Below are 23,748 nucleotides of genomic sequence, written 5' to 3'. Positions count from 1 at the left end.
TTAAATACTGGGACTGCTGAACCCAACAATCAATTCGCCCAGCATAGCTTTTGCACGGAACAAAGGCCAGCTACGGCGAGGAACATGATCGCACGATACTGAACAAATAACTCGCTTACTCGCACCGCGATCTTGACTCAAATAAAAATTCCCAATAGCCTCATACTCGAATGGACTTTCTTCCACATTTGATCTCATTAAGACGACATTGAAATTCCCGCGGAAAAACTTCTCCAATTCATGATCCACGGCGAAGTTAACATCATCCACTAGCGAACAAACCAGGCGACGTGAAACCACCTTCCCGCCATTTTGCTCACTATACAATAGATCCAAATCAATATTCGAATTGAATTTAATTCGATATTGATCTTCGGCTTTGTAGACCCCTGCATAGCCAATTTCAGCGGCAAATTTCTCCATGAAGAAACATTCTGCCATAATGACAAGATTTAACGTGAGACACAAGTCAATTGTTCTCATGCTACTGCTGATGGAATTGATTCATCCATGATGTCTGCGGCAATCCGTCTTCTCAGTTTTTTCAACTCATATTTGACGAGAGCAGCGTTGAACATCCGGATTCGATTGCAAAAGTGATTTCCGCCGGTCCAGAACTGGGCAAGCTATTTTTCAGAAGTAGAATGAGCAGCGACACGAATGGAGTTCACGATAGAATCCCACAGGCCGATCACTTCGCCATCTGACATCGACGTCGTCGTGGGTGTTCCATCTGCCAAAGGCTGAGAGGTGTCCATTGAAAGGTACAAGCTTGGCGATAATTTCTGCGGTTTCATGCGCATCGTTTCGACTGCGAATCCATAAGCTCCCTGCCCTTCACTTGGCCCGATTTCGGCCCAACTCAGCCATTCCTGAGCTTTCATTCCTGCAACAATGCGCTCCCTCTCCCTTAATACCTTATGCTTTACGCTGAATCTGGCAAGCAGCGACTCCGATCCAGAAACCCTGCCATGCAAGGAAATTCGCTCATCTGGGCTATACGTATCTACAATAAGATTAACATTTATTCCGTTGGGCGAACGGTATAAAAAACGACCTGACTCCTCTTGAAAATCGCCAGTAACTACTACAGAACCAAGACAAAAACCTTGCCCCCCTTCCTTCACAGCGGCACCTCCAACGATGACACCTTTAACCAGCCTTATGAGTTGATTTTCTGCAGCGTCAAATTGATTCCGAAACGAGTGCATTTTCACCGTCACCAAATTAGAACCTTTTACAGCAAGCACCTCACTAATATACGCATCATCTATTTCCTGAACGCGAAAAAGATAGAGATCATCAGCCAGGCGTTTCTCATGCTTGAGAATATTAGTTGTTTCATCACCAGCACTTTTCAATTCAACACTTCGTTGTTGAATTTTTTTATTAAACTGGCACTCATTCATCCCAATTTCCTCGACAAACACATCTATTGATGGGTCTTCAGCACGGAGCCCCGAAAATTTAAAGCTACCAATAGTCAAGGATTCAGGCACGAGTATGCTTGGAACGGCCAGAAACAGCCTCCCAGCACAGTAGGGAATCGGGTCTTTTTCAAATCCATTCATATCGATCTTCTCGGATTTTTCCTTGACGCAACCAGAAATCATTAACGAAATTAAAAGAAAAGCAATTCTCATGATAAGTCCGCTTTTGCCGCAAGCTTGGTGATCGCGTAATAAGTTACCATTTGTGCAATTGGATAATCCCTATAAGCTGGCTCATGCTGAATTCCAGGTAGTTCAAACTGCTCTAGAATCGCTGTTGGGGCGGTTTCCCTAGGTGCCCGTCCTGAACGAACAGGGACGGTTCCATCGCCACTACCATCCTGAAGTGAACATCTAGCTTCCCATTGACTCTCTTCTGTTTTTAACATTGTTAATGCATCCCCTCGAGTTGTCGTCCTGACGACGGTACGACCTCCGAAATAGACATTATTGGACCCATCAGTTCTCACGCCTTCATTCCGGTTTAACATTTTGATCTTATTCACCGAAAAGTCACTTTCACGCTCTGACATACTTCCTTTTTTCAGATTCCATACGATTTTTGAAAAGCTCTGCTTTTCTTCACCGCCGCCGAAAAAGACATACGTATTGTGATGATATTTACCATCGATCTTTCGATGAAAATCCCGAGCAATTTTTATGTTTCTAACGTAATAATCCCAACTTATCGGCTTCCCTTCGATAGGCTTTAACCAATCTTCATCAACCAATCCCCACCATTGATCCTTCTTAAGATATATCTCTTCATAAGGATCTACATCTGGCAACGACAGTAGTGCCTTTCCCTTAGGATCATGCACTTGAAGCCAATTCGTTCCATAACTTTCCGAAGGAAGAAGTTGAAGCGCACCCGGGGCCTGCGCAAATACTGCCGTTACTTCCCTTCCATCAGAGCCGATTACCAGTCCAGCCGCATAATCTTCATCTCTCATACCTACCTTGCATCTTCTATATGCGACCGCAGCGCCAGTTGCAGGCATAACACCGTGCACGATACCTATAATTTTCTGAGACATGCCCGACATCTGCGCACACGCACGTGCGACAAGTCCGCCCATTGAGTGGGTTACAATAATTACCTGGCGACATCTTCGACTACCTACATTATTTTCAGCTATAACTTTTTGGACCCTGCTTGCCAACGACTTTGCGGCGTCCATATTTGAAGCGAGCCAATTATATCCGAACGCATATACTGGAAAGGTTGACTTTGACCTTTTTAGCAGCTCATCAGAACTTATTTGGTCGACCGCACCACCGTTATCAGAGGACTCTGGCAGGCCATTTGTCTTCATCATCAGGCCGCTCGGCAACCTGCTGCCAATCTTTTCCCCCATCGTTCGTACTTCCTTCAATGACGCATGAGAGAAATCCTCCCAAGCAGCAGGATTTCGTTGGCCATTCATCTTGTTTTCAAGCCATAGCAAGAATTTATGGTAACTGGCTTCCGACACCTCTCCCCAGCCGCGCTGGCGATACTGGATTTGATCTATACCTAATGATCTATTGTTTGGAGGAAGAGCTCCTCCATTAAAAACCCTAGTCCGCTCTGGATGTAGGATTGCTTGACGCTCGCCCGCAGGCTTTTTAGCCCAACCAGCTGCTAATCCGACTGGAACCCCGGAAAAAACATTCAGTAGCCAAACTGGCTGGTTATAGAGGTCAGAAAGGTTTGTCCCCATTATTCCTGGAACAAATATTATCGGTATGACGTTACTAGGAGGCAGGGTTAAAGATACGACGTCGGTCAGTGTGGTATCAGTTAGTTGCCACGCGGCCTCCCATCGTCCACTCTTATCAGGCGTGAGTTCTGCAAACCTCGGCCTTAAGCTTTGAGTATATTTGACGGCGTCGTGTGTCATTTTCCCTCTACCTTGCTCATTATTTTTATTACTATTTTCTCTGCAGAGAAACTTTGCTGGAACGAGATAAAGCCTGCGCCGTCGGTTACTCCACTAATTTCTCCACCATTTTGCTTAATGATTGCATATCGAACATTCCGCAGTGGATCGCCAGCTGCATCTAGAATTTGGAATTTCTCATCAAACTTCATAGCCCCTTGAGGCAAAGTAGGGAAATTTGGATCAGTTCTTGACGGACCAGAATAGCTTTTTTTACCTGCCCGTATTTTTATTACCCCCGGACACTTTACTTCAATATTACCCTCAGAAATTTCAATGCTTGCACCACCCGATGTAGATAAAACAATATTTTTCGTTGCTGCGAAATCAATAAATGATTTATTACTTGAGAAATTAACTTCGTCATGAGCTTGGAGCTTTAGCTGGTCTCGCTGAGCTTGAATATCAATTAAGTCTTCAGCTGCAATGAGTTCAAGTCCAGTGCCATTTTCGCTGTCGTTCACAGTACCGCTGACTACACCTACCGCTTGGATAGCGTGAAGACGTAGAAGTCCGCCAACGACATTCTGGATATTCTGTCGGCTCATCAATGTGATAGTCTCGCCATTTGATAATTGAAGATCCTGACTAGCACTGATGCCAAAGCCGTCCTTCGCTGTCACTTCGATCAGTGGCCCAGTGGTATATGGCAAGCTGTGTTCACTCGCACTAGCCCTTCGTGGGGTATCGTTAAAGTGCTTGTCGTCAACACTTCCAGACACCGCTGCGAACATCGCTTCGAGAGGGGGAGCTTTCTCATCCAACATGCTGGAGCCAGCCTTTCCCGCGCCCGCATGCACCGCCAACCCAACGGTCTCATGAGTTGTCGCAGCCTTATGGAACGTCTCAGCCATCTTCACCGCGTGCTGCACTAGGCTGATCCCGCTTGCATTTTCCCCAGCTGGATCGCGCACCAACGCCCCATGATTGATCTTGTAACTGGAAACCAACAGCGCTCCAACCGCTCGCACAGCCCCATACGCATCAGTACGCAACTCCACCCCCAGCCCGCGAAAACTCCCCCGATAGTTTTCCGCCGAATGAACCAAATGCCCCAGATTCAATTCAGTCGCCGCATGGCTGCACCGTAGCTGCACCCTCCCCTGCCCATCGGTATCGTCGAACAGCAATTGGCTATACCCCGAACCACCAAACTCTTTGCTGCGAATCCCCCACTGCGCCGCACCATTCCGATGTCCTTCGCCCTCGGGCGACGCCCCATGCCATACCGGACTATTGCCGCCCGCCAGATTGCCCTGCGCCGACCGCGCATGATCGTTCGCCTTCTCGAAGGGCGACACCTTGCTTTGCGCAACCCGCTCTCCGCCCGGGGTCGGCACAACACCACCCTCACCCTGCCCGTTATACAAAGCGCCAACGATCACCGGCCGATCGATATCGTTCTCCAGGAACTGGACCAATACCTCTTGCCCAATGCGCGGCAAGAACTGGAACCCGACCGACCGCTGCGCCACGCGCACCCAGCAAGTGGCACTGCCGCTGTCCTGCCAGTGAAACCGGATCCGCACCCGCCCCAGCCGATCGCAGCACAGTTCGTCGGCGCCCTGCGCGCCGTCATTGCCGCTCATCCCGACCACGATCGCGCTCTGCGCGCCACGCGCGGTCGGTTTGGCATGCGTGCGCCCGTCGCTGCCCGCCAGTTCCGGACGCCATGGCACCGCGGAAGGGATCGCCTCGAAGCAATTGGCATAGCCAGTGCGACGCGCCTGCGCGATCGCCAGCCCAAAATCCGCCGGCACCACGCGCAGCGCCTGCTCCAGCAGTTCGGGAAGAGGGCCAAACAACTCCGCCAGCGCATCCCGGGCTGGCGGCGGCAGATTGTTGATGCCGACACTGCTCACCCGCAGGACGGTGAAGGCGCCGGCCGCGCCCAGTCGTTGCAGCGGCGCACCGGTCACGTCCATTCGCGTGCCGGCACGCAAGGTGCGCACCGTCGAACGTCCCGACCAGATCTGTCCGCGCGCTTCCTTTCCCTGCATCTGCAGATCCACATAACGCCGCGCCTGCGCGCTATTGGCGTAGGCGTACTGCCCAGGCACGTCATACGACTCGAGTTCCGGCAGCTTGTTAAAGCGCACATGTGACGGGGAGTTCGCGCTCACGCTGCGCCTGCCCTTGTAATCGCTGCTGAGCACCGTCATGAGCGAGGCGTGCAGCCGCTGCTGGGCGTGCAGGGATTGCACGGAATCGCGTTGCTCGACCGAGCTGACACCGTGGTAGCGAATGCCGCCGTCCGACGCGCTGCTCGCATCCTCCGGCACGCCGCTCGGCTGGCTACTGTCGGCGAACAACACCAGACCGTGTCCGTCATCGGTCTCCTCCACGCGAAAGGACAAGCCTTCCTCCGCCAGCAGCCGCAGCACGAAATCGAGATCGGACTCGCGGTACTGGCAGCAATAGCTGCGGGGCAGCGCATCAGCCATGAAGGAATTGATTTCGTCGCTCCAGCGCCAGCGCGCCGCCGGCCGGTAATCCGCAAAGACCGCGTCGATGATGTCGATCACGCGCTTGTCTTGCCACACCCGGCAATTGCGAACATGGGCCAGGCGCCAGATCCAGGGAGCGATGCGAATCCGGTAACGGGCCAGCCCGCCATCGCTGCCCAGCATGGCGGCTTCGCAAACCTCCCCCGAGAACCGCGCCCGAGTGCCATTGGCCAGACTGAGCTCGAGCGCGGCCGGCTGTCCCAGCAATGCCGTCACGGGAATATAGGCGCTGGTCGACAAGGCGATCACATCCCGCAGACCGACCTCCTGCACCGCCTCTTCGGCCGCGAACGCCTCGACCAGCAGGCCGTACTCACCGCGCTCGCCGATGCTGAGGTCGATCAGCCTGGTAGTGCCGGAAAATTCCGCCAGCGCGGCGGTGACTTCCTCGATCAACGCATTCGCCATGGCAATACGTGCTCCTCATCAACTGATCAGGCACACGATATAAGGTGTCTGGAATGCAGCTCTTGCGCGCGATCATCCTTGAGGCACGCTTTCATCCGGACACAGCCCGTCGACGTTCGGTGTTAAAGTAATTACAACTTCCGGAGTGTCTCGATATGTACCTGATCGAAAAAATTTTCCTGTTTGGCTACCTGATGATCGTGGCCCTCTTCTTTACTTGTGGAATGGGGTTGATCGTCCTGGCCGGGATAGAAACCTGGCACGCCCTCAATCCCATGAACACGATGCCCACGGACGACCGGTTCGACGTGTTGCTCGAATGCGTTGGCTTGCTGACCATTGCGGTGGCATCGCTGGAACTTGGACAGACCGTGCTGGAAGAAGAAATCCAGCGCTCTGCCAATATCAGCGCCCCGACCCGCGTTCGCCGCTTCCTGTCGCGTTTCCTGATCGTCGTGGTGGTCGCCCTGTCGGTCGAGGCCTTGATCGGCGTCTTCAAGTTCGTGAACGGCCAACCGCAATTCCTGCCACACGCCGCATCGGTCGGCTTGGCCGCGGCGGCCATTCTTGCCACCTGGGGCCTGTTTATCCGCATGAACACGGAGGCCGAGAAACTCGAGCCGGAAGCCATGCGCGAAGTGAAAGCCGAGGACGACGAAATCGAACGCGATATGGAAGGCGACCCCAAGACCAAATACGCGCCCGTCGCGAAGAGCGAGTTGCCGCCGGGACACGATCATGCACCGGATTCGCAGGGCGAAACGCACGACGAAACGCGGGAAAAAGCGCAGGATGACGAGACCAACACAAGCGACGCGCATAAAAAGTGATTCGAAGCACTTGGTAAATCGGTCAAGTGCCGCTATAATCTCGTCTTCTTCGGGTCGTTAGCTCAGTTGGTAGAGCAGCGGACTTTTAATCCGTTGGTCGCGTGTTCGAGCCACGCACGGCCTACCAAAGATTCAGACAACAACGCCAGCCTTCGGGTTGGCGTTGTTGTTTTCACTTTCCGAACGCCATGCCCCAGACGATCGCCAGCGCCGTTCAGCACGAACTGGTCATCAAGAAAAGCCGCTTCATCGCCTGCGTGCAGCCGATGCCGGACCGCGCCGGGGCCGTCAAGATCGTGGCCGAACTGCGTGCCCAGCATCCGGGCGCGGCCCATGTGTGCTGGGCCCTGCTGGCCGGCGGCCAGTCGGCGGCGGTCGATGACGGCGAACCCAGCGGCACCGCGGGCCGCCCCATGCTCGACGTCTTGCGCCACCAGGACCTGGAAGGCGTGCTGGCCACCGTGGTGCGCTACTTCGGCGGCGTCAAGCTCGGCGCAGGCGGACTGGTGCGCGCCTATACCGACAGCGTGGCCCAGGCCCTGCTGACGGCGACCAAGATCCCGATCATCAAGCTGCGCCAGCTGCGCTGCACCGCCCCCTATGCCATGGAAGGCATGCTGCGGCGCGAACTCGATGCCGCCGGCGCCAGCCTCGATGCGGTCGAGCACGGCGACGACGTGCGCTTTACCTTCAGCCTGCCGGCCAGCGCCGCCAACGCGCTGCGCGCCCGCCTCGACGAAGCCGGCCACGGCCGCATCGGCTGGCCGTCCGACGTCGACGACGAAGACGGCGACCAGGCCTGAAGCCATTCCGGCGCCCTATACCCGTCATCACGACACGAAAGCGGACGCGTCCGCCTGCTCCCGGTATAGTGCCAGACCCGGCCGCGCATACGCTTCGGCCGGCTTTCCTCTTTCCACCCGAACAACAATCCCCGTGATCAAGAAAAGCCTACTTCCACTCGCCCTTGGCGGCTTCGGCATCGGCATGACCGAATTCGTCATGATGGGCATCCTGCCCGACATCGCCAGCGGCCTGCACATCACCATCCCGCAAGCCGGCTACCTGATCACCGCCTATGCATTGGGCGTCGTGGTCGGCGCGCCAACCCTGGTCAGCCTGGTGGCCGGCCGCCCGCCGCGCAGCGTGCTGGTCTGGTTCATGCTGATGTTCGCCATTTTCAATGCGATGTCGGCCTTCGCGCCGAACTTCGAGATCATGATGGTGTCGCGCTTCCTGGCAGGCCTGCCGCATGGCGCCTTCTTCGGCGTTGGCGCGGTCGTCGCCAGCCGCCTGGCCGACGAGGGCCGTACTGCCGCCGCCGTCGCCACGATGTTTACCGGCCTGACCCTGGCCAATGTGCTGGGCGTGCCGCTCGGCACCTGGATCGGCCACGTCATCGACTGGCGCCTGGTGTTCCTGATCGTGGCCGTGATCGGCCTGCTCACCATGTGGAGCTTGCGCCAGTGGGTGCCGCATATCGAACCGGGCAAGCGCACCGGCATCATGCAAGACCTGCGCATCTTCCGCCACCTCGACCTGTGGCTGGCGCTGGGCATCGTCTCGATCGGCACCGGCGGCTTCTTTGCCTGGTTCAGCTATATCGCGCCGCTGCTCACCGACGTCACGCGCTTCGATTCGACCACCATTCCCCTGATCATGACCGCGGTCGGCGTCGGCATGACGGTCGGCGTGCAGTTCGGCGGCCGCCTGGCGGACCGCGTGCACCCGCTGCCCGCCCTGCTGATCCTCATGATGTCGATGACCGTCCTGCTCCTGTGCAATGGCTTCCTCGCGGAATCGAAGCCGGCGATGGTCGTGCTGGCCTTCCTGACCGGCGCCAACGCGCTGGCGATCGGGCCGCCGATCCAGCTGTTGCTGATGGACCACTCGCGTGAGGCTGAAATGCTCGGCTCATCGCTGGGCCAGTCCGGTTTCAATATCGGCAATGCGCTGGGCGCCTTCCTGGGCGGCGTGCCGCTGACGCTGGGCTATGCCTATACGGCGCCGCAGTGGGTGGCGGCAGCCCTGGCGCTGTGCGGCGTGGGATTGACGGCGCTCATGCTGGCGCGTCACCGCATGCAGACGCGCATGCTGGCGGCCGGCTGCACCTGACCGGGAAACTAAAACGGCGGCCACTGGCCGCCGGCTCGTCCTTCACTAAAACGTCTTCAGGCGCGACGGCGGCGCAGTGCGATTCCGCCAAGCAGCCCCGCAATCATCAGCATCAGGGTGCCCGGCTCGGGCACCTCTGCCGGCGGCCCGACCGGCGGCTCATTGTCGAGCAGTTCGAAACCAGGGACGTCGATCGGCTTGAAATAATTCTCGGCATCCACCTGCACGCTCGAATTCCAGGTATCGGCGATCACCTGGCCCTTGATCACGCCCCAGTTATGGACAACGGTGGCGTGTGGTGCAAGCACAGTGCCAAGGACACCTTTTACGTCGACCGTTTCTGCCTCGAAGAAATTAAACAGGACGTTATAGCCCCACAGCGTCTCCATGCCGCCGTTGAACACGCCATGCTCGCCGCTGATATTGAAGATCAGCGTCTGTCCCTTGGTCAGGCCACTGAGCACCCAGTTGTTTCCCCCGCTCAAAAAGCCGGCCGACACATTGAATACGTCCACGCCTCCCTTGCCGCTTCCGATAATCTTGTTGGCGCTATCCTGGCGCTCCACACGCCCTGTCGCACCGATCAAGCTTAAGCCATTGGCAATATCGATAAATTGCTCCGTCGCCGCGGCGAAATCGACCGGCTTGACTGTCGAGCGTGGCGGCGCGCCGGCGCTTTCCAGAGTGATCTTGCCACCAGCATAGACTTGGCCATGGATGGTGCCGCTGGTCAGCGAGATATCGCCGCCGGACACGATGGAATAACCGGCATAGGCCGCCTGTGCCTTCTTGTTGACCTCGTAGCTCTGGATCGTGACGTTACCTCCAGAAACGATTGCCCCCTCCACATCGCTGGAATAAGCGTTGAAATCGCGCGCGGTATAAACGTTCGCGCCGCCCATGATGGCTCCCAGATCGATAACTCCTGCCTGGGCACCCATGCTGGCCAGTGCAACACCTAGAAATACGCCAAGCTTGATCATAAAAATTCCGAGGAGAAATTAATAATGATCAATAGTATCACTTCGAAACCACTGTTTGGTTGCAAAATAGATACGTCTTTTGCCAAGTGATCACACCAGGGCGACGTCGCCCATTGCCTTCGCGGTCTCGGCCGCTTCATCCAGGATGTCTTGCAGCGTGAATTCGTCGAAGACGAAATCAAGTGCGCTCTCGCCGTGCTCCGGCAGGTTGGCGCGGCGGCTGTCGAGGGGCGACGCCACCGGCGCATACTGGTTCGCGAGTAACAAAGTGTCGAGCAAGGTGCCCGGCGGCATATTCAGCCAGCCGCCGCGCATGTCGGCGATCGCTTCCGATACCGCCGGCGGAATCGACAGCTTCTTCATCACCTCGGCGCTGACCACGTCTTCGCACAAGGCGCCCCAGTTCTCCGGATCGTCGTCCAGCAGGCCGGGAAACTCGTCGGCCCGCGCCAGCAGGTAAAAGGCGCCGACCTCGTGCACGATGCCCGCGAACAGGGCGGTATCGGGATTAACGCCGGTGACGCGGCGCGCCAGCGAATGGGCGATCGATGCGACGTGGGTCGTGTGCGCCCACAATTGCTCGGCCTTGGCGCGCAGGCCCGGGTCGTTGATGCGGTTGCCAAATTGCCGTACCACCAGACTGGCCACCAGGGCCTGCAGGCGCCGGTACCCGATGCGCGCCACGGCAGCGCGGACATTGGTCACCGGCATCGCGCTGCTGCCGCCGAAAGCGGGCGTATTGGCGATGGCGACCGTGCGCGCAGCCAATTGCGGTTCAGCCAGCACCAGGCGGATTGCCTCGTCGATATGACAATCCGGGTCGTCCAGGGCGAGCTGCAGGCGCAGCACGGCATTGACGCTGGTGGGGAAAGTGATCTCACCGCGAACGGCCTGCGCCGCGATGTATCCGAATGCTTCAAGTTTATTCACGTCGGTAATTATAGCCCCCGCCGGATGCCGGACCGGACGCCATGGCCGCCCCCATCTTCACCGGCTGCCAAAAATGTGGCGCATCATCCACACCGCATAAGCATGCGCCGGATGCAAAACAGCCCGCGCGCCGGGCGGCACGCGGGCTGTTTCAACGCGATCAGGCAGGATTACTTGACCTTGATTGCGCTCTTGACGTTGGTCACGCCATCGACGCCCTTGGCCACTTGCATGGCTTTATCCGCCTCGGCCTTCGATTCGACAAAGCCGCTCAGCATCACCACGCCGCCTTCGGTGTCGACGTTGATTTCCATGCCCTTCAGGACAGGATCGGACACGAGGCCGGCCTTGACCTTGGCGGTGATGTTGCCGTCCGAGGCCACGCGGGCAGTCTTCTCGCCAGCGCGCTCGGTGGCGTTTTCCGCCTTGTGGGCGGCGTTCGACGCCATTTCCTTGGTGCGGTCGATGGCGGCCGCGGTCTTTTCCTTCACGGTGGCGACCGCTTCACGGGTGTTGGCGGCCACGGCCGCGCCGGTGGTGGCCGCCACGTTAGTGGCGGTGGTGACGTTGCCGCGCTTATCGACCACGCAGGCGGTGCGCGCATCGCCGGTCATCTGTTCGCACTTCTGGACGGCGGCGGCCGTCGCCGGATCTTTCGAGTCGATGCTGCTCACCAGCTCGCCACTGCTGCTGTGGCCGACGGCGCGGTCGATATTGCGGTCGTCCAGGCGGGCCAGCGCGGCATCGCGGATCGAGCCGGCCGTGGCCTTGCAGCGGTCCTTGTCGCCGGCTGCGGTGGCGTCGCACTGGGTATCGGCCAGCTCGTGCTCGGCGCGGACCACCTTGGCGCGCGCATCGCGCAGGTTGCCGCCGGTGGTGTCGTATCTGGTATAGGCATCGAGCTCGGCGCGCGCCTGGGCCAGCTTGGCCTCGTCTTCGCACACTTCTTCGGCATTGCCCTTCATGGCGTCGCATTTGGTCTTGGCAGTGCGGTAGTCGGCGGCGGCCTTGTCCATCGCGGCGCGGTGGGCGTCCTTGTCGACGGGGGCGGCGCTGGCGGGAGCAATGGCGACGGCGGATACGGCGGTTGCGATCAGGGTAGCGATGAGGGTTTTCATGGTTGGATTCCCTTGCATGCGTTGTTAGGATGGCATCCATTAAACGCCCTACGCCCGTCAACATCTGTGCGACAACGTACCTTGATTAGACAAACTGGACCTCGGGATATAGCAGCAAATCCACTTCTCTCGTTAGCCCCAAAACGTCGTTTCTGCCACTGGCAGAAACGACTTCCCGCGCAGGCGGGAACCTAAGTCTGCGAGCGTTACGACAACGCTAAAAACTTAGGTTCCCGCCTGCGCGGGAACGACGTTCAGATGCCACCGCAGTGAGGTGCGGCGGCAAACTGATCAACGATTACTTGGCCTTGTTGGCATCACGTGCGGCATCGCGGGTCGACTTGGCCTGCGCTTCGCACTTGTCCTCGGCATCGCCCTTCAGCGAGTCGCATTTTTCGTCGGCCAGTTCGTACTCGGCGTCGATCACGTTGTCGCGTGCCTTGCGCACATTGTTGCCGGTGTTGTCGAACTTGGTGGTGGCATCCAGTTCGGCTTTAGCGCGCATCAGCTTGGCTTCGTCTTCGCAGATGTCTTCTGCGTGGCCGCTCATGGCGTCGCATTTGTCCTTGGCGACACGGTAGTCGGCCTTGACCTTGTCCATCGCCGTTTTATGGGCGTCCTTATTGGTCTGGGCGGCGGCAGGAGCGATGCCGATAGCGGCGACGGCGGCGGTTGCGATCAAGGTAGCGATGAACGATTTCATGTTGAGTCCCTCTATTGGTTATTGGTGAGTCCATTAAACGCCGACGCCGCAGAGCACTCTGTGCGGCACCGAACGCTTATTAAAAAACCAATTAAGCTTATAAGGACGATAGCGAAGAACGTCGATCTATCTTAATCGTCAGTGCAACAGGCCTTCACGCCACAGCGCATCGGCGGCCTCGAATGGCGACAGGCGACTTTCGAACTGGCTGCCCTTGCCGGCCAGCTTGACCCAGGCGCGCGTGTCGTGGCCGCTGCCCGGCACGGCAACAGTGGCGCGCACGCCGCGCAGCCAGTCGTGCACCCGCGCGTACTCTCCCGGCTGGGTGCGCTGGATCCAGGCCAGCGCCACCAGGTCGGCGAAGCCTTCCTCGCGCCGGGTATCGCGCATCGCCTTCGCCGCCGCCAGCAGTTCGGGATCGTGCGAGGTCTGATCGCCGTTTTCGACGAAACCCGCCGGCAGCAGATGCCACTCGCCCTGGGCATAGCGCCAGCAATGGGCCAGCTCGTGCGCGGCCATGGCTTCGATCAGCAACGCCTGCTTGTCGGCGGGGACGTTCGCCAGCACCTGCTCGGCCTCGGGATTGCCGCGCATCGACAGCACCAGCTTGCAGCGCCCCTTGTCGAAGCCCATCGCCAGCGGTACCGCGCCGGCCGGCGCCCGCGGCTGGACGATAATGTCGACAGGCAGGTCGATCGATTTCGAATATTCCAGTACGGGTGCGGCGGCGCGCAGCCAGCGCGTCTCCTGGGATGTCAGGGGGGACGCATAAGAAGGAAGTGAAGCGGATGCGGCGATCAAGACTGCCGCGGTCAGGAGATACCTGGACATGTGCTACTCCGGGGATAAACGAAATTCCTATCGGAAATTCTATCCCCGAATACAGCACAGCTTTCAGGAAAATATTCCTGTCTGTTTAAAAGAGCAAAGATGTCAGGTTGGCAGTGCCAGCCGTGTCTTGCCACCGATGTGCGCCGTCTGGTCGAGACGGAAGATGCTGACTAGCTGGGCCAAGCGTTCCGCCTCCTCTTCCAGCGAGGCCGCGGCCTGGCTGGCCTGCTGCACCAGTTCCGCGTTCTGGCGCGTGGCGTCGTCGATCTGGCCGATCGCACCATTGACCTGCTCGATGCCGGCATTCTGTTCCGCGGACGCATGGCTGATCTCGGCCATGATGTCGGTCACGCGCTTGACCCCGGTGACGATCTCGTCCATCGTCGCGCCGGCCTGGTCCACCAGACGGGCGCCGGCGTCGACCCGCTCGACCGAGCTGCCGATCAGGACCTTGATCTCCTTGGCCGCCGCCGCCGAACGTTGCGCCAGGTTGCGCACCTCGGTCGCCACCACGGCGAAGCCGCGACCCTGCTCGCCGGCGCGCGCCGCCTCCACGGCCGCATTCAACGCCAGGATATTGGTCTGGAACGCGATGCCATCGATCACACCGATGATGTCCACGATCTTCTTCGACGATTCATTGATCGCCGCCATCGTGCCTACCACCTCGGCCACGACCTTGCCGCCGCGCTGCGCCACCTCAGAGGCCGATTCGGCCAGCATATTCGCCTGCCGTGCATTGTCGGCATTCTGACGCACGGTGCCGGTCAGTTGCTCGACCGAGGCGGCGGTCGCCTGCAGGGTGCCGTTCTGGCGTTCGGTGCGGCTGGCCAGGTCGCGGTTGCCGTCCGCGATCTCGGTCGACACGGTGCCGATCGCCCGGGTGCCGGTGCGCACCTGGGCCACGATGCGCACCAGGCTGTCGCGCATGCCCTGCATCGCAAACAACAGGCTGCCGCGGTCGCCGGGACGGGTGACGATCTCCACGCCCAGGTCGCCGCTGGCGATGGCGCTGGCGATCGAGGCCGCATAGTCCGGCTGGCCGCCCAGTTGGCGCAGCAGGCCGCGGCTGATGTACCAGGCGGCCGCCGATCCGGCCGCAATCGCGCCCGCGCACAGCAGCGCCATCCAGGCAAAGAAACCGTTGGCCATGCGGCGCGCCTCGGCGGCCGCCTCGTTGCTCAGCTTTTCCTCAAGGTCGATCAGGCGGTTGATGCTCGCCAGCCAGGTGGTAAAGGCCGGCGCCGCCTCTTGCGACAGCAGCGTGTTCGCTTCGAGGGCCTGGCCGGCCGCGTGCAGCGCGATCACGCGCGCGATCAGCGGCTTGGTCAGGCTTTCCTGGGCCTTGATCGCGGCCAGCGCTTCCTTCTCTTCCGGCAGGATGTCCTTACGTTCATTGAACAGCGCATCGAGCGGGCCGGCCGAGCGCGCATAGTTGTCGTCCAGCGTACGGATCAAGGCGATCGGCGCGCTGGCGCCGGCCGCGTCGGACGCCAGCACCACATCACGCAGGGCGATCGCGCGGTCGTGCACACTGCCGCGGAAATTGATGGCGTGGCGCTGCTTGACGCTGTTGACTTCGTTGATGTGGTTGAGGACGCTCTCGATCCGGCCCACGCGGTTCACCGCCAGCGCGACCAGGGCGATCATCAATAAGAAAACGGCGCCGTAGCCGAATGCCAGTCGGGCGCCGATGGTCAGGTTCTTGGTTTTCATGGTAGCACCGTGCATATCGTTTTAGTTGAAGTAAATACCATAGGTATTTCCTATTGGAAACGATTTGACTATAGCACGGTGCTGCGAGGTTTGCTTACGGCAAGCTTATTTGAGCAAGTTGTCCGCCGTGACGAAGGCCGGACGGATGTCGTTCGGCACCGCCTTCAGCTTGTCGAGCGCCTTGCGCACCTCGGGACGGATGACCACGTACTTGTCCATCATCGCCTTGGCGCGCGCATAGTCGCCGGTGGCTTCGATGGTCAGGAATTCGCGGTCCAGGTCGATCACGGCTTGTTTGATTTTCTTGAAGTCGACCGAGAAGGTGCCGTCGTCGTGGGCGACAAAGCCGCCCTTGTCGAGCAGGTAGTTAACCTGGATCGCCATGCCGCGCGCGTGCGACGAACTCAGGCCGAAGTGCAAGGTGCGGAAGCTCGAGGCCAGGAAGGTGTTGTACAGCTTGCGCTCAGCCGCCGCGCCCTGCCCCAGCGTGTCCTTCAGCAGGCCCTTGTCCATCATGTACTGCAGCGCCCACAGGCCGGTGATGTCGGCCTTCGCTTCCTCGATGGTCGAATAGGTTTCCTTCAGATCCTGGCGCGGGGTCGAGTCCTTGCCGTCCTTCTTGGTGTGATGCGGTCCCAGGCCATGCATGATCTCGTGCGCCAGGATGTGAGTGAAGAAGGAATCGAAGTCCAGGTCCTTCTGGTCAGCGGGCTTGAGCACCTGCTTGCTGATCGGGGTGAGCGTCGAGGCGAACTTGGCCTGCTGCACGTTCTTGAGCATCACGCGCTTGGAGCCGCGCTCGCGGATCACGCGCTCGTCGTTCGGCAGGTTGTAGGCCGCGGTCTGCACGCCCATATTGCCGTCGCCGGCGCCGTACACCTCGTTGACCACGACCATCGGCGCGATGGCGCCGACCTTCGGGTTGCGGTACTGCTTGTCGAGCGGCAGGTTGTCTTCGAGTTCCTGCAGGTGCTTGCCGAAGAAGTCCAGCTTGGCCGTTTCCTTCGGATCGCGAATGCTCACATAGGCCTCGAAGGCGGCCTTGTAGCCGAACAGCTCGTCGTTATAGGTTTCATATGGCCCGATGGTCACGTCGACCGGCGAGTCGAGGTCCATCCAGGCGAAGTCCGAGGCCAGGTAGTCATTGGAAAGAAAGGCGTCCGCGCGCAGGCTCAGGAATTTCTTGAGCGAGGCGTTATCGGTGGCTGCCGCCGCCTCGCGCAGCAGCTTCGCCAGCTTGTCCAGTTCGGGGCGGTACTCGCTTGCGTATTTCACGGTGCGCAGCTTGCCGTCCGGGCCCGTGCGGATCACGGTGAAGAACCACTGCGCCTCTTTCTTCTGCTCCGGCGCCAGGCCGTCCATCCACCCTTCCAGCGACGCCTTGGTGGCGCCTTCCGGATAGAAGTTGGCGCCCTCGGGCTTCTTCGCCGGAATCTTGATGCCCGCATACTCGGCCGGCATGAACGAGGCATTGTTGTCGAGGTTCGACCACGGGCCCTTGTTGAGCCAGAAGGCATTCAGGCGCGCGCGGCCGAGCGGCGTGGTGTCTTTCCTGAGCGCGCTCCACAGCGCCTCGTTGTGGGCCCAGCGCTGGCGCAGCTGCAGCGTGTCGATGATCTTGGCCGCCTCGATCAGCTTGACGATGGCGGCGCGGTCGCCCTTCGACAGGTGCGACACGTCGGCGCGCAGCTCGACCGGCGCGAAGCGTTTCGACATGGCTTGCAGCTGGTCGGCGCTGGCGACCGTCGGCGCGGTCTGCGCGTACACGGCTGGAGCGAATGCGGCGCTGATGGCAAAGCACAAAGCGAGCGGTGCGAAGATTTTTTTCATGGTCTCTCCCGTATCCTGGATGGCAATCGGACCATTATCGCACCGTCGCCAGCGCCTCTCCCTGCTCCCAACCACCGCCGAGCGCACGCGCCACCGCCACCGTCGCCAGCAGACGCTGGGTGCGGATCTGGGCCGCGGCGCGGTCAGCCGCCAGCGTGCTGCGCTGGGCATCGGTCACGTCGAGATAGGTCGATACGCCGCGCTCGTAGCGCGCCTGCGCCACCAGCAGCGCGCGCGCCGCCGCCTGTTGCGACTGCGCCTGTACGTCACCCTGCTGCTGGCGCTGCTGCAGGTCGGACAGCGCGTCTTCCACCTCGCGCAGTGCCGTCAGCAGCTTCGTCTGGTGATTGGCCAGCGCCTCGTCATAGCGCGCCCTGGCCAGCGCCAGGTTGGCGCGATTGCGTCCGCCATCGAAGATCGGCAGCGACAGCGCCAGCGGGCCGGCCGAGAACTGGCGTGCGCCGCCATTCGTCAGGTCGTTCAGGCTTTGCGAGGCATAGCCGAAATTCCCGGTCAGCGACAGCGCCGGATAGAAAGCGCCTTCGGCCACGCCGATCTGCGCATTGGCCGCCTTCAGCTGCGCCACGCTGGCCGCCAGGTCGGGCCGCTGGCCCATCAGGCTGGCCGGCAGGCCGACCGGAATCGCGGGCGGCTGCGGCAGTTGCACCGTCGGCGCCGCGGTTATCAGCGGCGCGCTGGGCGTGCTGCCCACCAGCGTGGCCAGCGCGTGTTCCACCAGATTGCGCTGGCGCTGCACCTCGTGCAGGTCGGCTTCGGCGTTGGCGCGCTCGATGCGTGCGCGCGACACGTCCAGCTCGTTCGACAGGCCGGCATTGAAGCGGGCCTCGACCAGCTGCTCCGACTCACGCCGCGTGGCCAGGGCGCCCTCCAGGATCGCCCGCTCGGCGTCCAGGCCGCGCAGCTGCCAGTACGACGATGCGACCTGGCTCGACAGCAGCAGGATCACGCCGTCGCGGTCGTCCTGCGCCGCCAGCGCCTGCGCATCGCTGGCCTCGACCACGCGGCGCACGCGGCCCCACAGGTCGAGCTCATACGACAGCGAGGCGCCGACGCTGTAGTTATTGCCCTCGATCGAGCGGCCGCCCAGGGCCAGGCCCTGCGAGGTTTCGGCCGAGGTACGGGCATTCGACACACCGGCGCCGACCGAGACGCTCGGCAGCTGGCCGGCGCGCACGACGCCGAGTTGCGCCTGCGCCTGCAGCAGGCGCTGGGCGGCGGCTTGCACGCCCGGATTGTCGCGCAGTGCGCGCGTCTCGAGGCTGTCGAGGGTGGCGTCATGGAACACGGTCCACCAGGCGGCCGGCAGGCGCGCGCTGTCGCTGCCGCCGTCGGCATGAAGGAATGCCGTTTGCGCCGGCGCGTCCGGCGCCTTGAAATCCGGTCCGAGCGTGGTGCAGCCGGAGACCAGGGTGGCAATCGCGAGGACACAGGCAAGAGGTTTGAACATGGTTGATCTCTTCATTCGATTCAGTATCAATGGGCGCCTGAGCCGCCACCTGGCGACTTGACCTTGTCGGCCATCCAGATCGCCGCGATGCAGCCGAGCAGGATCATGCCGATGATCCAGAAGCCGTCGTTATAGGCCATCACGTAGGCCTCGCGCCGCACCAGGCGGTCGACCACGGCCAGCGCTTGGGTTGAGGCGCTGGCGGGATCGATGCCCTTGGCGATGAAGCCCTGAGTCAGCACGTCCAGGCGTTCCTGGGTCGCGGGTGCATAGACCGACACCGCTTCGCCCAGGCGCGCCGAGTGGAAGTGTTCGCGGTTGGTGAGCGAAGTCGCCAGCAGCGCGATGCCGATCGAGCCGCCCAGGTTGCGGGTCATATTGAACAGGCTCGAGGCCGAGCCCATGTCGCGCGGCTGCAGGCCCGACATCGCGAAGTTCGACAGGGTCAGCATCACGAAGGGCTGGCCGATGGCGCGCACGACCTGCGCCCACATCAGCTGGTCGTAGCCGGTGGTGGCGTCCATGAAGGAATTCATGATGCACGAGATGCCGAACATGAACAGGCCGAAGCTGCACAGGATGCGGTTGTCGACTTTCGAGGACAGCTTGGCCGCGAACGGCATCACCAGCAATTGCGGCAGGCCGACCCAGGCGATCACTTCGCCGATCTGCATCGGCGTATAGCCGGCGATCTGGCCCAGGTACAGCGGCAACAGGTAAGACGAACCATACAGGCCCATGCCGATCACGGCCGACAGCGTGGTCGCCACCAAAAAATTACGCTGGCCGTAGAGGCGCAGGTTGACGAACGGTTCCGGCTTCGAGAAGCTCAGCGCCACCCAACCCAGGAGGCCCGTGAGCGACAGCGCGGCGAAGGCCACGATGAAGCTCGAATCGAACCAGTCCTTCGAATTGCCTTCTTCCAGGAAGATCGTCAGGCAGGCCAGGCCCATCGCCATCAGCGCGATGCCCAGCCAGTCGGCCTTCACCAGCGTCCTGATATTGGCCTTCTCGGGATTCAGGCCCCAGGCCATGCCGGCGATCAGCAGCACGCCCGGCACCCAGTTGATGTAGAAGATCGAGGGCCAGCCATACAGCTCCGACAGATAGCCGCCCAGGGTGGGGCCCATGGCCGGCGCCAGCGTCGCGGTCAGGCCGAAGATGGCCATGCCGGTGGCGCGCTTGGATGGCGGCAGCAGCGTCATCACCAGTGTCATCGCCATCGGGATCAGCGCGCCGCCGGTGAAGCCCTGCAGCATGCGGAACACGATCATGCTCTCCAGGCTCCAGGCCGCGCCGCACAGGGTCGAGAACACCAGGAACAGCGCGGTGGTACCGATCATGTAGTTGCGCACGCCGAAAGCGCGCGTAAACAGCGCCGTCAGCGGGATCACGACGATTTCGGCGCACAGGTAGGCGGTCGAGATCCACGAGCCTTCTTCCTGCGTGGCCGACAAGGTGCCGAGGATGTCGCGCAGCGAAGAGTTGGTGATCTGGATGTCGAGCACCGCCATGAAGGCGCCCAGCATGCCGGCGGCGATCGCGATCCAGGTGCGCATGTCCACGGCCGCACCATTCACAGGTGCGCCCGGCACAGCACCCAGGGTCGGGCCGACTGCGGCGGGTTTGCTCAGGGTAGTCATGGCCAGCGCTTAGTGGACGGCGGCGGTCTGGGTCGGTTTGACGTCCTGGCCCAGTTCGACCTCGGCCACCACCGACATGCCGGGCACCAGGCGGCCGGCGTATTTTTTCACGTCCTGCGGGTCGAGCGTGATCTTGACCGGCACGCGCTGCACGATCTTGGTGAAGTTGCCGGTCGCGTTATCGGCCGGCAGCAGCGCGAACTGGTTGCCCGAGGCCGGGGCGAAGCTGTCCACGCGGCCCACCAGGTGGTGTTCCGGCAGCGCATCGACGTCGAGGCTGACCTTCTGTCCCGGCGCCAGGCCGGCGAGCTGGGTTTCCTTGAAGTTGGCGACCACCCACACATTATCCTCGACCACCGCCAGCATCGCCTGGCCCGGCTGCACGCGGGCGCCGACTTCGATGCTGCGGCGGCCGACGCGGCCGTCCACCGGCGCCACGATGCGGTTGTAGGCCAGCTGCTGCCGCGCTTCCTTCCACTGCGCCTGCAAGACCTTCACCTGCGCCTTGAGCACGTCGCGCCCCGCCTCGGCGGCGCCGATCTGGGCTTGCGCGGCGGACGCATTGTCGCGGCGCGCGGCCAGGTCGGCCACGGCGGCGTCGCGCGCGGCGCTCGACGCATCCACCTCGGCCTTCGAGACCGCCTTCATGGTCTCGTTGTACAGCTGGCCGAAGCGCTCGGCATCCTGGCGCGCCCGAAGCAGTTGGGCCTGGGACTGCTTGACCTGGGCGCCGGCAGCCGCGGCCTGCGCGCGTACCTGCTGGATCTGGGCCTCGGCCTGGCCGACCTGCTGCTGCACGCTGGCGATCTGCGCTTCGATCTGCTCGACGCGCACGGCATGGTCGACCGGATCGAGCTCGGCGATCGTGTCGCCCGCCTTCACCAGCTGGTTGTCGTCCACCAGCACCTTGGTGACCACACCGGCCACGCGCGACGACACCTGGTGCACGCGCCCGGTGACGTAGGCATTTTCGGTCTCGACAAAGTGATGGCTGCGGTACCACATGCGTCCGCCTGCGCCGATCGCCACCAGCGCGATCAGGCCGACCACGGCCAGCACGCGCTTGTTGGGCCCGCTCTTGCCGGGCGCCCCGCCCGCTGGGGTTTGTGCCGCGGGCGCCTGCCCTGCCGTGCTGTGCATCTCTGCCATGGAAAAGCTCCGGAAAATGAAATGAAATGGATTCATCGCATTATTTGCCAGCAATACACGGAAGTCAAGAAATGAAACGGTTGCGTTTCATTTTAGTTTGCACTAGAGTCTTTGCCATGAGCAAAGCACAGAGTGAAATACCCGCCACCGTCAAATCCGCCGGACGTCCGAAGGCGTCGGAAGTCGAGGCCCGCACCCAGGAATTGATCCACGCCGCGGGCTGCCTCATCCTGCGCCATGGCTATACCAAGGTCAGCCTGGAAGCCATCGCCCGCGAGGCGCGGGTGGCGGTGCGCACGATCTATGTGAAGTTCGGCGGCAAGGCCGGCCTGCTCAAGGCCGTGCTCGCCTCACGGCGAGAACGCCTGTTTGCCGGGCACAATATGGACATCGACACCCGGCCGCTGCGCGAGATCGTCGACGACTTCGCGCGCAGCTTTTACGATTTGCTGGTCGACCCCGATACGATGGCCATGCAGCGCGTGGTGATCGCCGAGGCCGGCAGCAATCCGGAACTGGCGGAAGCGTTTTACGAAGGCGGGCCGCGCCTGACGCGCGAGACGCTGCACCGCTTCTTTGCACGCCCGGATATCCGCTGCCAGCTGCGCGACGACGTGCCGCTGGATTTGCTGCCGATCCACCTGATCGGCTGTATCTGCGGCGATCCGATCGGGCGCTTTTTGTTCCCGGACGCTGAACCGAGCCGTGAAGAAGCGCGGCGCCAGCTGACGGCACGGCTCGATCTGTTCTATATCAGCGTGCTAAAGAATTGTTAAATAAATGTTAAGTCACGAAACTAAGTGCGGCATCGCACGGACACAAGGGATGATTTTGTGGCAATCTGTAAGCCTTCACAGAGGATGTCGTGAATATCAATAACAGCGGTGAGACCGCGAGGAGAAAGCATGAGCAAGTCGTCCAGATACGAATGGCGTGATCAACAAGCATCGCTGCAAGAACGCATGAAGAACTTCATCGAAAATCCTGGCGCTGACCAGATGGAAGCGGTCATCGCTGAAATGCGCACCTATGCCGCCGCGGCCAAGGCCGGCACGATCGATATCCCGGAGCGCTTCGTCAGCTTCGGCTGAAGCAAAGTCGCCTTCATGACAATGCCGTCCGGTGCAAGCCGGGCGGCATTTTTCATTTGTAGCGCCTTCAAATGGCCGACACGGGTACTGGTCTGGCCTGCTCTTCCACGTCATGCACGCGCGTGAGCAGATGCACCTTGCGCGGCGCGCGGTGGCGCTCGTGCAGTTCGCGCGTGAGTACCTCGACCCGCCGCGGCCGCACCGCCACCTGCTGCGGATCGACGGTGCCGATGGCGCCCGGCACGTACTGGCTGAATTGCGAGGCCAGCAGCTGGGATACCGTGCCGGTGATGGTCGCCGGCGCGCCATGGACCGTGGTATGGAGTTCGAAACAGCGGGTTTCCGGTAACACGTAGACGGTCCCGACGTACTCGTTGCAGTGCTCGTCCATCTTGCCCTCCTGAGCTGAACACGGACGCGGCAAGTCGGCTTGCCGCCGCATCTTCTCATCATAGGCTTTTGGCAGGCGCTGGCAAGCGGCGCACGCGGGCAAGGCAACTGGCGCCGCATGCCTGCAACTCGCGCCGACAGGCGCCGCTTCGTCGCAAACCGCGGCGGGGCCCGGTTCGCTCTTCCAGAATGGCCCTACCGACCACTCAACGGAGCCTTCCATGAACCGCCTTGCCCTCCTGCTTGCCCTGCTGTCCAGCGCTACCGCCAGCCACGCCGCCGACCTGTCGATCCAGGTCGACGGCGCGCGCGGCGACGGCGGCGCCGTCCGCGTGGCGCTGTTCGACAGCGCCGACCGCTTCCTCAAGCGCCCCTTGCAGGTCGCCAGCGCCGCGGTCGGCGCCACCCTCGAGTTCAAGGGCCTGGCAGCCGGCCAGTACGCCGTCTCCGTGTACCACGACGCCAACGACAACGGCAAGCTGGATCAAAACATGATGGGGATCCCGGTCGAGGCAACCGGCTTCAGTAACGATGCGCTGGGCAATATGGGCCCACCGACCTTCGAGGCCGCCCGCATCGACCTGCCGGCCGAAGGCAGCGCCATCCGCGTCACCCTGCGCTGAG

At 61.0% G+C, this 23,748-nt stretch carries 21 protein-coding genes and 1 tRNA gene; 7 read left to right on the top strand and 15 right to left on the bottom strand.

The window, feature by feature from the left end:
- From FVD38_RS23760 to FVD38_RS23745, 4 genes are all read right to left on the bottom strand, one after another.
- On the bottom strand, nucleotides 1-483 hold the full coding sequence (locus FVD38_RS23760; RefSeq protein ID WP_147937071.1) for a hypothetical protein: 483 nt from the start codon (nucleotides 481-483) through the stop codon (nucleotides 1-3).
- Between the two features lie 143 nt (nucleotides 484-626).
- A complete protein-coding gene (locus FVD38_RS23755) occupies nucleotides 627-1,643 on the bottom strand; it encodes a T6SS immunity protein Tli4 family protein (RefSeq protein WP_147937070.1) in 1,017 nt (338 codons plus the stop codon).
- On the bottom strand, nucleotides 1,640-3,193 hold the full coding sequence (locus FVD38_RS23750; protein WP_222706964.1) for an esterase/lipase family protein: 1,554 nt from the start codon (nucleotides 3,191-3,193) through the stop codon (nucleotides 1,640-1,642). The genes FVD38_RS23755 and FVD38_RS23750 overlap by 4 nt, the downstream gene beginning before the upstream one ends.
- A 176-nt stretch (nucleotides 3,194-3,369) precedes the next feature.
- Nucleotides 3,370-6,327, bottom strand: coding sequence for a type VI secretion system Vgr family protein (locus tag FVD38_RS23745; RefSeq protein WP_229493959.1), 2,958 nt, complete (start codon nucleotides 6,325-6,327; stop codon nucleotides 3,370-3,372).
- A gap of 155 nt (nucleotides 6,328-6,482) precedes the next feature.
- Here FVD38_RS23745 and FVD38_RS23740 point away from each other — a divergent pair, with 155 nt between their 5' ends.
- From FVD38_RS23740 to FVD38_RS23725, 4 genes are all read left to right on the top strand, one after another.
- Entirely contained in the window at nucleotides 6,483-7,157 is a 675-nt protein-coding gene (locus FVD38_RS23740) for a hypothetical protein (protein WP_229493957.1), read from the top strand.
- Nucleotides 7,158-7,208: 51 nt separating this feature from the next.
- Nucleotides 7,209-7,284, top strand: a tRNA-Lys gene (locus FVD38_RS23735).
- A 61-nt stretch (nucleotides 7,285-7,345) separates the two neighbouring features.
- On the top strand, nucleotides 7,346-7,960 hold the full coding sequence (locus FVD38_RS23730; protein WP_147937068.1) for an IMPACT family protein: 615 nt from the start codon (nucleotides 7,346-7,348) through the stop codon (nucleotides 7,958-7,960).
- Between the two features lie 133 nt (nucleotides 7,961-8,093).
- Complete coding sequence (locus FVD38_RS23725; RefSeq protein ID WP_147937067.1) at nucleotides 8,094-9,272, top strand: MFS transporter; 1,179 nt, start codon at nucleotides 8,094-8,096, stop codon at nucleotides 9,270-9,272.
- Nucleotides 9,273-9,328: 56 nt separating this feature from the next.
- On the opposite strand, the gene FVD38_RS23720 is transcribed toward FVD38_RS23725, so the two are convergent.
- From FVD38_RS23720 to FVD38_RS23675, 10 genes are all read right to left on the bottom strand, one after another.
- Nucleotides 9,329-10,255, bottom strand: coding sequence for a choice-of-anchor A family protein (locus FVD38_RS23720; protein ID WP_147937066.1), 927 nt, complete (start codon nucleotides 10,253-10,255; stop codon nucleotides 9,329-9,331).
- Between the two features lie 90 nt (nucleotides 10,256-10,345).
- Nucleotides 10,346-11,185, bottom strand: a complete 840-nt coding sequence (locus tag FVD38_RS23715) for an HDOD domain-containing protein (RefSeq protein WP_147937065.1) — start codon at nucleotides 11,183-11,185, stop codon at nucleotides 10,346-10,348.
- A gap of 170 nt (nucleotides 11,186-11,355) precedes the next feature.
- A complete protein-coding gene (locus tag FVD38_RS23710; protein ID WP_187271690.1) occupies nucleotides 11,356-12,303 on the bottom strand; it encodes a BON domain-containing protein in 948 nt (315 codons plus the stop codon).
- Nucleotides 12,304-12,601: 298 nt separating this feature from the next.
- On the bottom strand, nucleotides 12,602-13,006 hold the full coding sequence (locus tag FVD38_RS23705) for a cell envelope biogenesis protein TolA (protein WP_147937063.1): 405 nt from the start codon (nucleotides 13,004-13,006) through the stop codon (nucleotides 12,602-12,604).
- A 138-nt stretch (nucleotides 13,007-13,144) separates the two neighbouring features.
- Nucleotides 13,145-13,837, bottom strand: coding sequence for a hypothetical protein (locus FVD38_RS23700; protein WP_147937062.1), 693 nt, complete (start codon nucleotides 13,835-13,837; stop codon nucleotides 13,145-13,147).
- Between the two features lie 102 nt (nucleotides 13,838-13,939).
- Complete coding sequence (locus FVD38_RS23695; RefSeq protein WP_147937061.1) at nucleotides 13,940-15,553, bottom strand: methyl-accepting chemotaxis protein; 1,614 nt, start codon at nucleotides 15,551-15,553, stop codon at nucleotides 13,940-13,942.
- Between the two features lie 105 nt (nucleotides 15,554-15,658).
- Nucleotides 15,659-17,383: a DUF8614 domain-containing protein gene (locus tag FVD38_RS23690; RefSeq protein WP_147937060.1), complete on the bottom strand. Its 1,725-nt coding sequence runs from the start codon at nucleotides 17,381-17,383 to the stop codon at nucleotides 15,659-15,661.
- Nucleotides 17,384-17,417: 34 nt separating this feature from the next.
- Entirely contained in the window at nucleotides 17,418-18,851 is a 1,434-nt protein-coding gene (locus FVD38_RS23685) for an efflux transporter outer membrane subunit (RefSeq protein WP_147937059.1), read from the bottom strand.
- A gap of 26 nt (nucleotides 18,852-18,877) precedes the next feature.
- The gene (locus FVD38_RS23680; RefSeq protein WP_147937058.1) at nucleotides 18,878-20,494 is read right to left on the bottom strand and encodes a DHA2 family efflux MFS transporter permease subunit; all 1,617 of its coding nucleotides are present in this window, start codon (nucleotides 20,492-20,494) and stop codon (nucleotides 18,878-18,880) included.
- 9 nt (nucleotides 20,495-20,503) lie between these two features.
- Nucleotides 20,504-21,643 carry an HlyD family secretion protein gene (locus FVD38_RS23675; RefSeq protein WP_147937057.1) on the bottom strand — a complete coding sequence of 380 codons (1,140 nt, stop codon included), beginning with the start codon at nucleotides 21,641-21,643 and terminating at the stop codon, nucleotides 20,504-20,506.
- A 71-nt stretch (nucleotides 21,644-21,714) separates the two neighbouring features.
- On the opposite strand from FVD38_RS23675, the gene FVD38_RS23670 reads away from it, so the two are divergent.
- Both FVD38_RS23670 and FVD38_RS23665 read left to right on the top strand, forming a co-directional pair.
- The gene (locus tag FVD38_RS23670; RefSeq protein WP_229493955.1) at nucleotides 21,715-22,419 is read left to right on the top strand and encodes a TetR/AcrR family transcriptional regulator; all 705 of its coding nucleotides are present in this window, start codon (nucleotides 21,715-21,717) and stop codon (nucleotides 22,417-22,419) included.
- A gap of 129 nt (nucleotides 22,420-22,548) precedes the next feature.
- Entirely contained in the window at nucleotides 22,549-22,734 is a 186-nt protein-coding gene (locus tag FVD38_RS23665; protein WP_109346579.1) for a hypothetical protein, read from the top strand.
- Between the two features lie 67 nt (nucleotides 22,735-22,801).
- Here FVD38_RS23665 and FVD38_RS23660 read toward each other — a convergent pair whose 3' ends face one another.
- The gene (locus tag FVD38_RS23660) at nucleotides 22,802-23,125 is read right to left on the bottom strand and encodes a hypothetical protein (RefSeq protein WP_123070372.1); all 324 of its coding nucleotides are present in this window, start codon (nucleotides 23,123-23,125) and stop codon (nucleotides 22,802-22,804) included.
- A 220-nt stretch (nucleotides 23,126-23,345) separates the two neighbouring features.
- Here FVD38_RS23660 and FVD38_RS23655 point away from each other — a divergent pair, with 220 nt between their 5' ends.
- Entirely contained in the window at nucleotides 23,346-23,747 is a 402-nt protein-coding gene (locus FVD38_RS23655; RefSeq protein ID WP_147937056.1) for a DUF2141 domain-containing protein, read from the top strand.
- Nucleotide 23,748: the final 1 nt, after the last annotated feature.

The organism is Massilia arenae, assembly GCF_008014745.1.
Lineage (GTDB): Bacteria > Pseudomonadota > Gammaproteobacteria > Burkholderiales > Burkholderiaceae_D > Telluria > Telluria arenae.
Note: the sequence above shows the minus strand (reverse complement) of the source record. Positions and strands in the feature narration are given on the sequence as shown.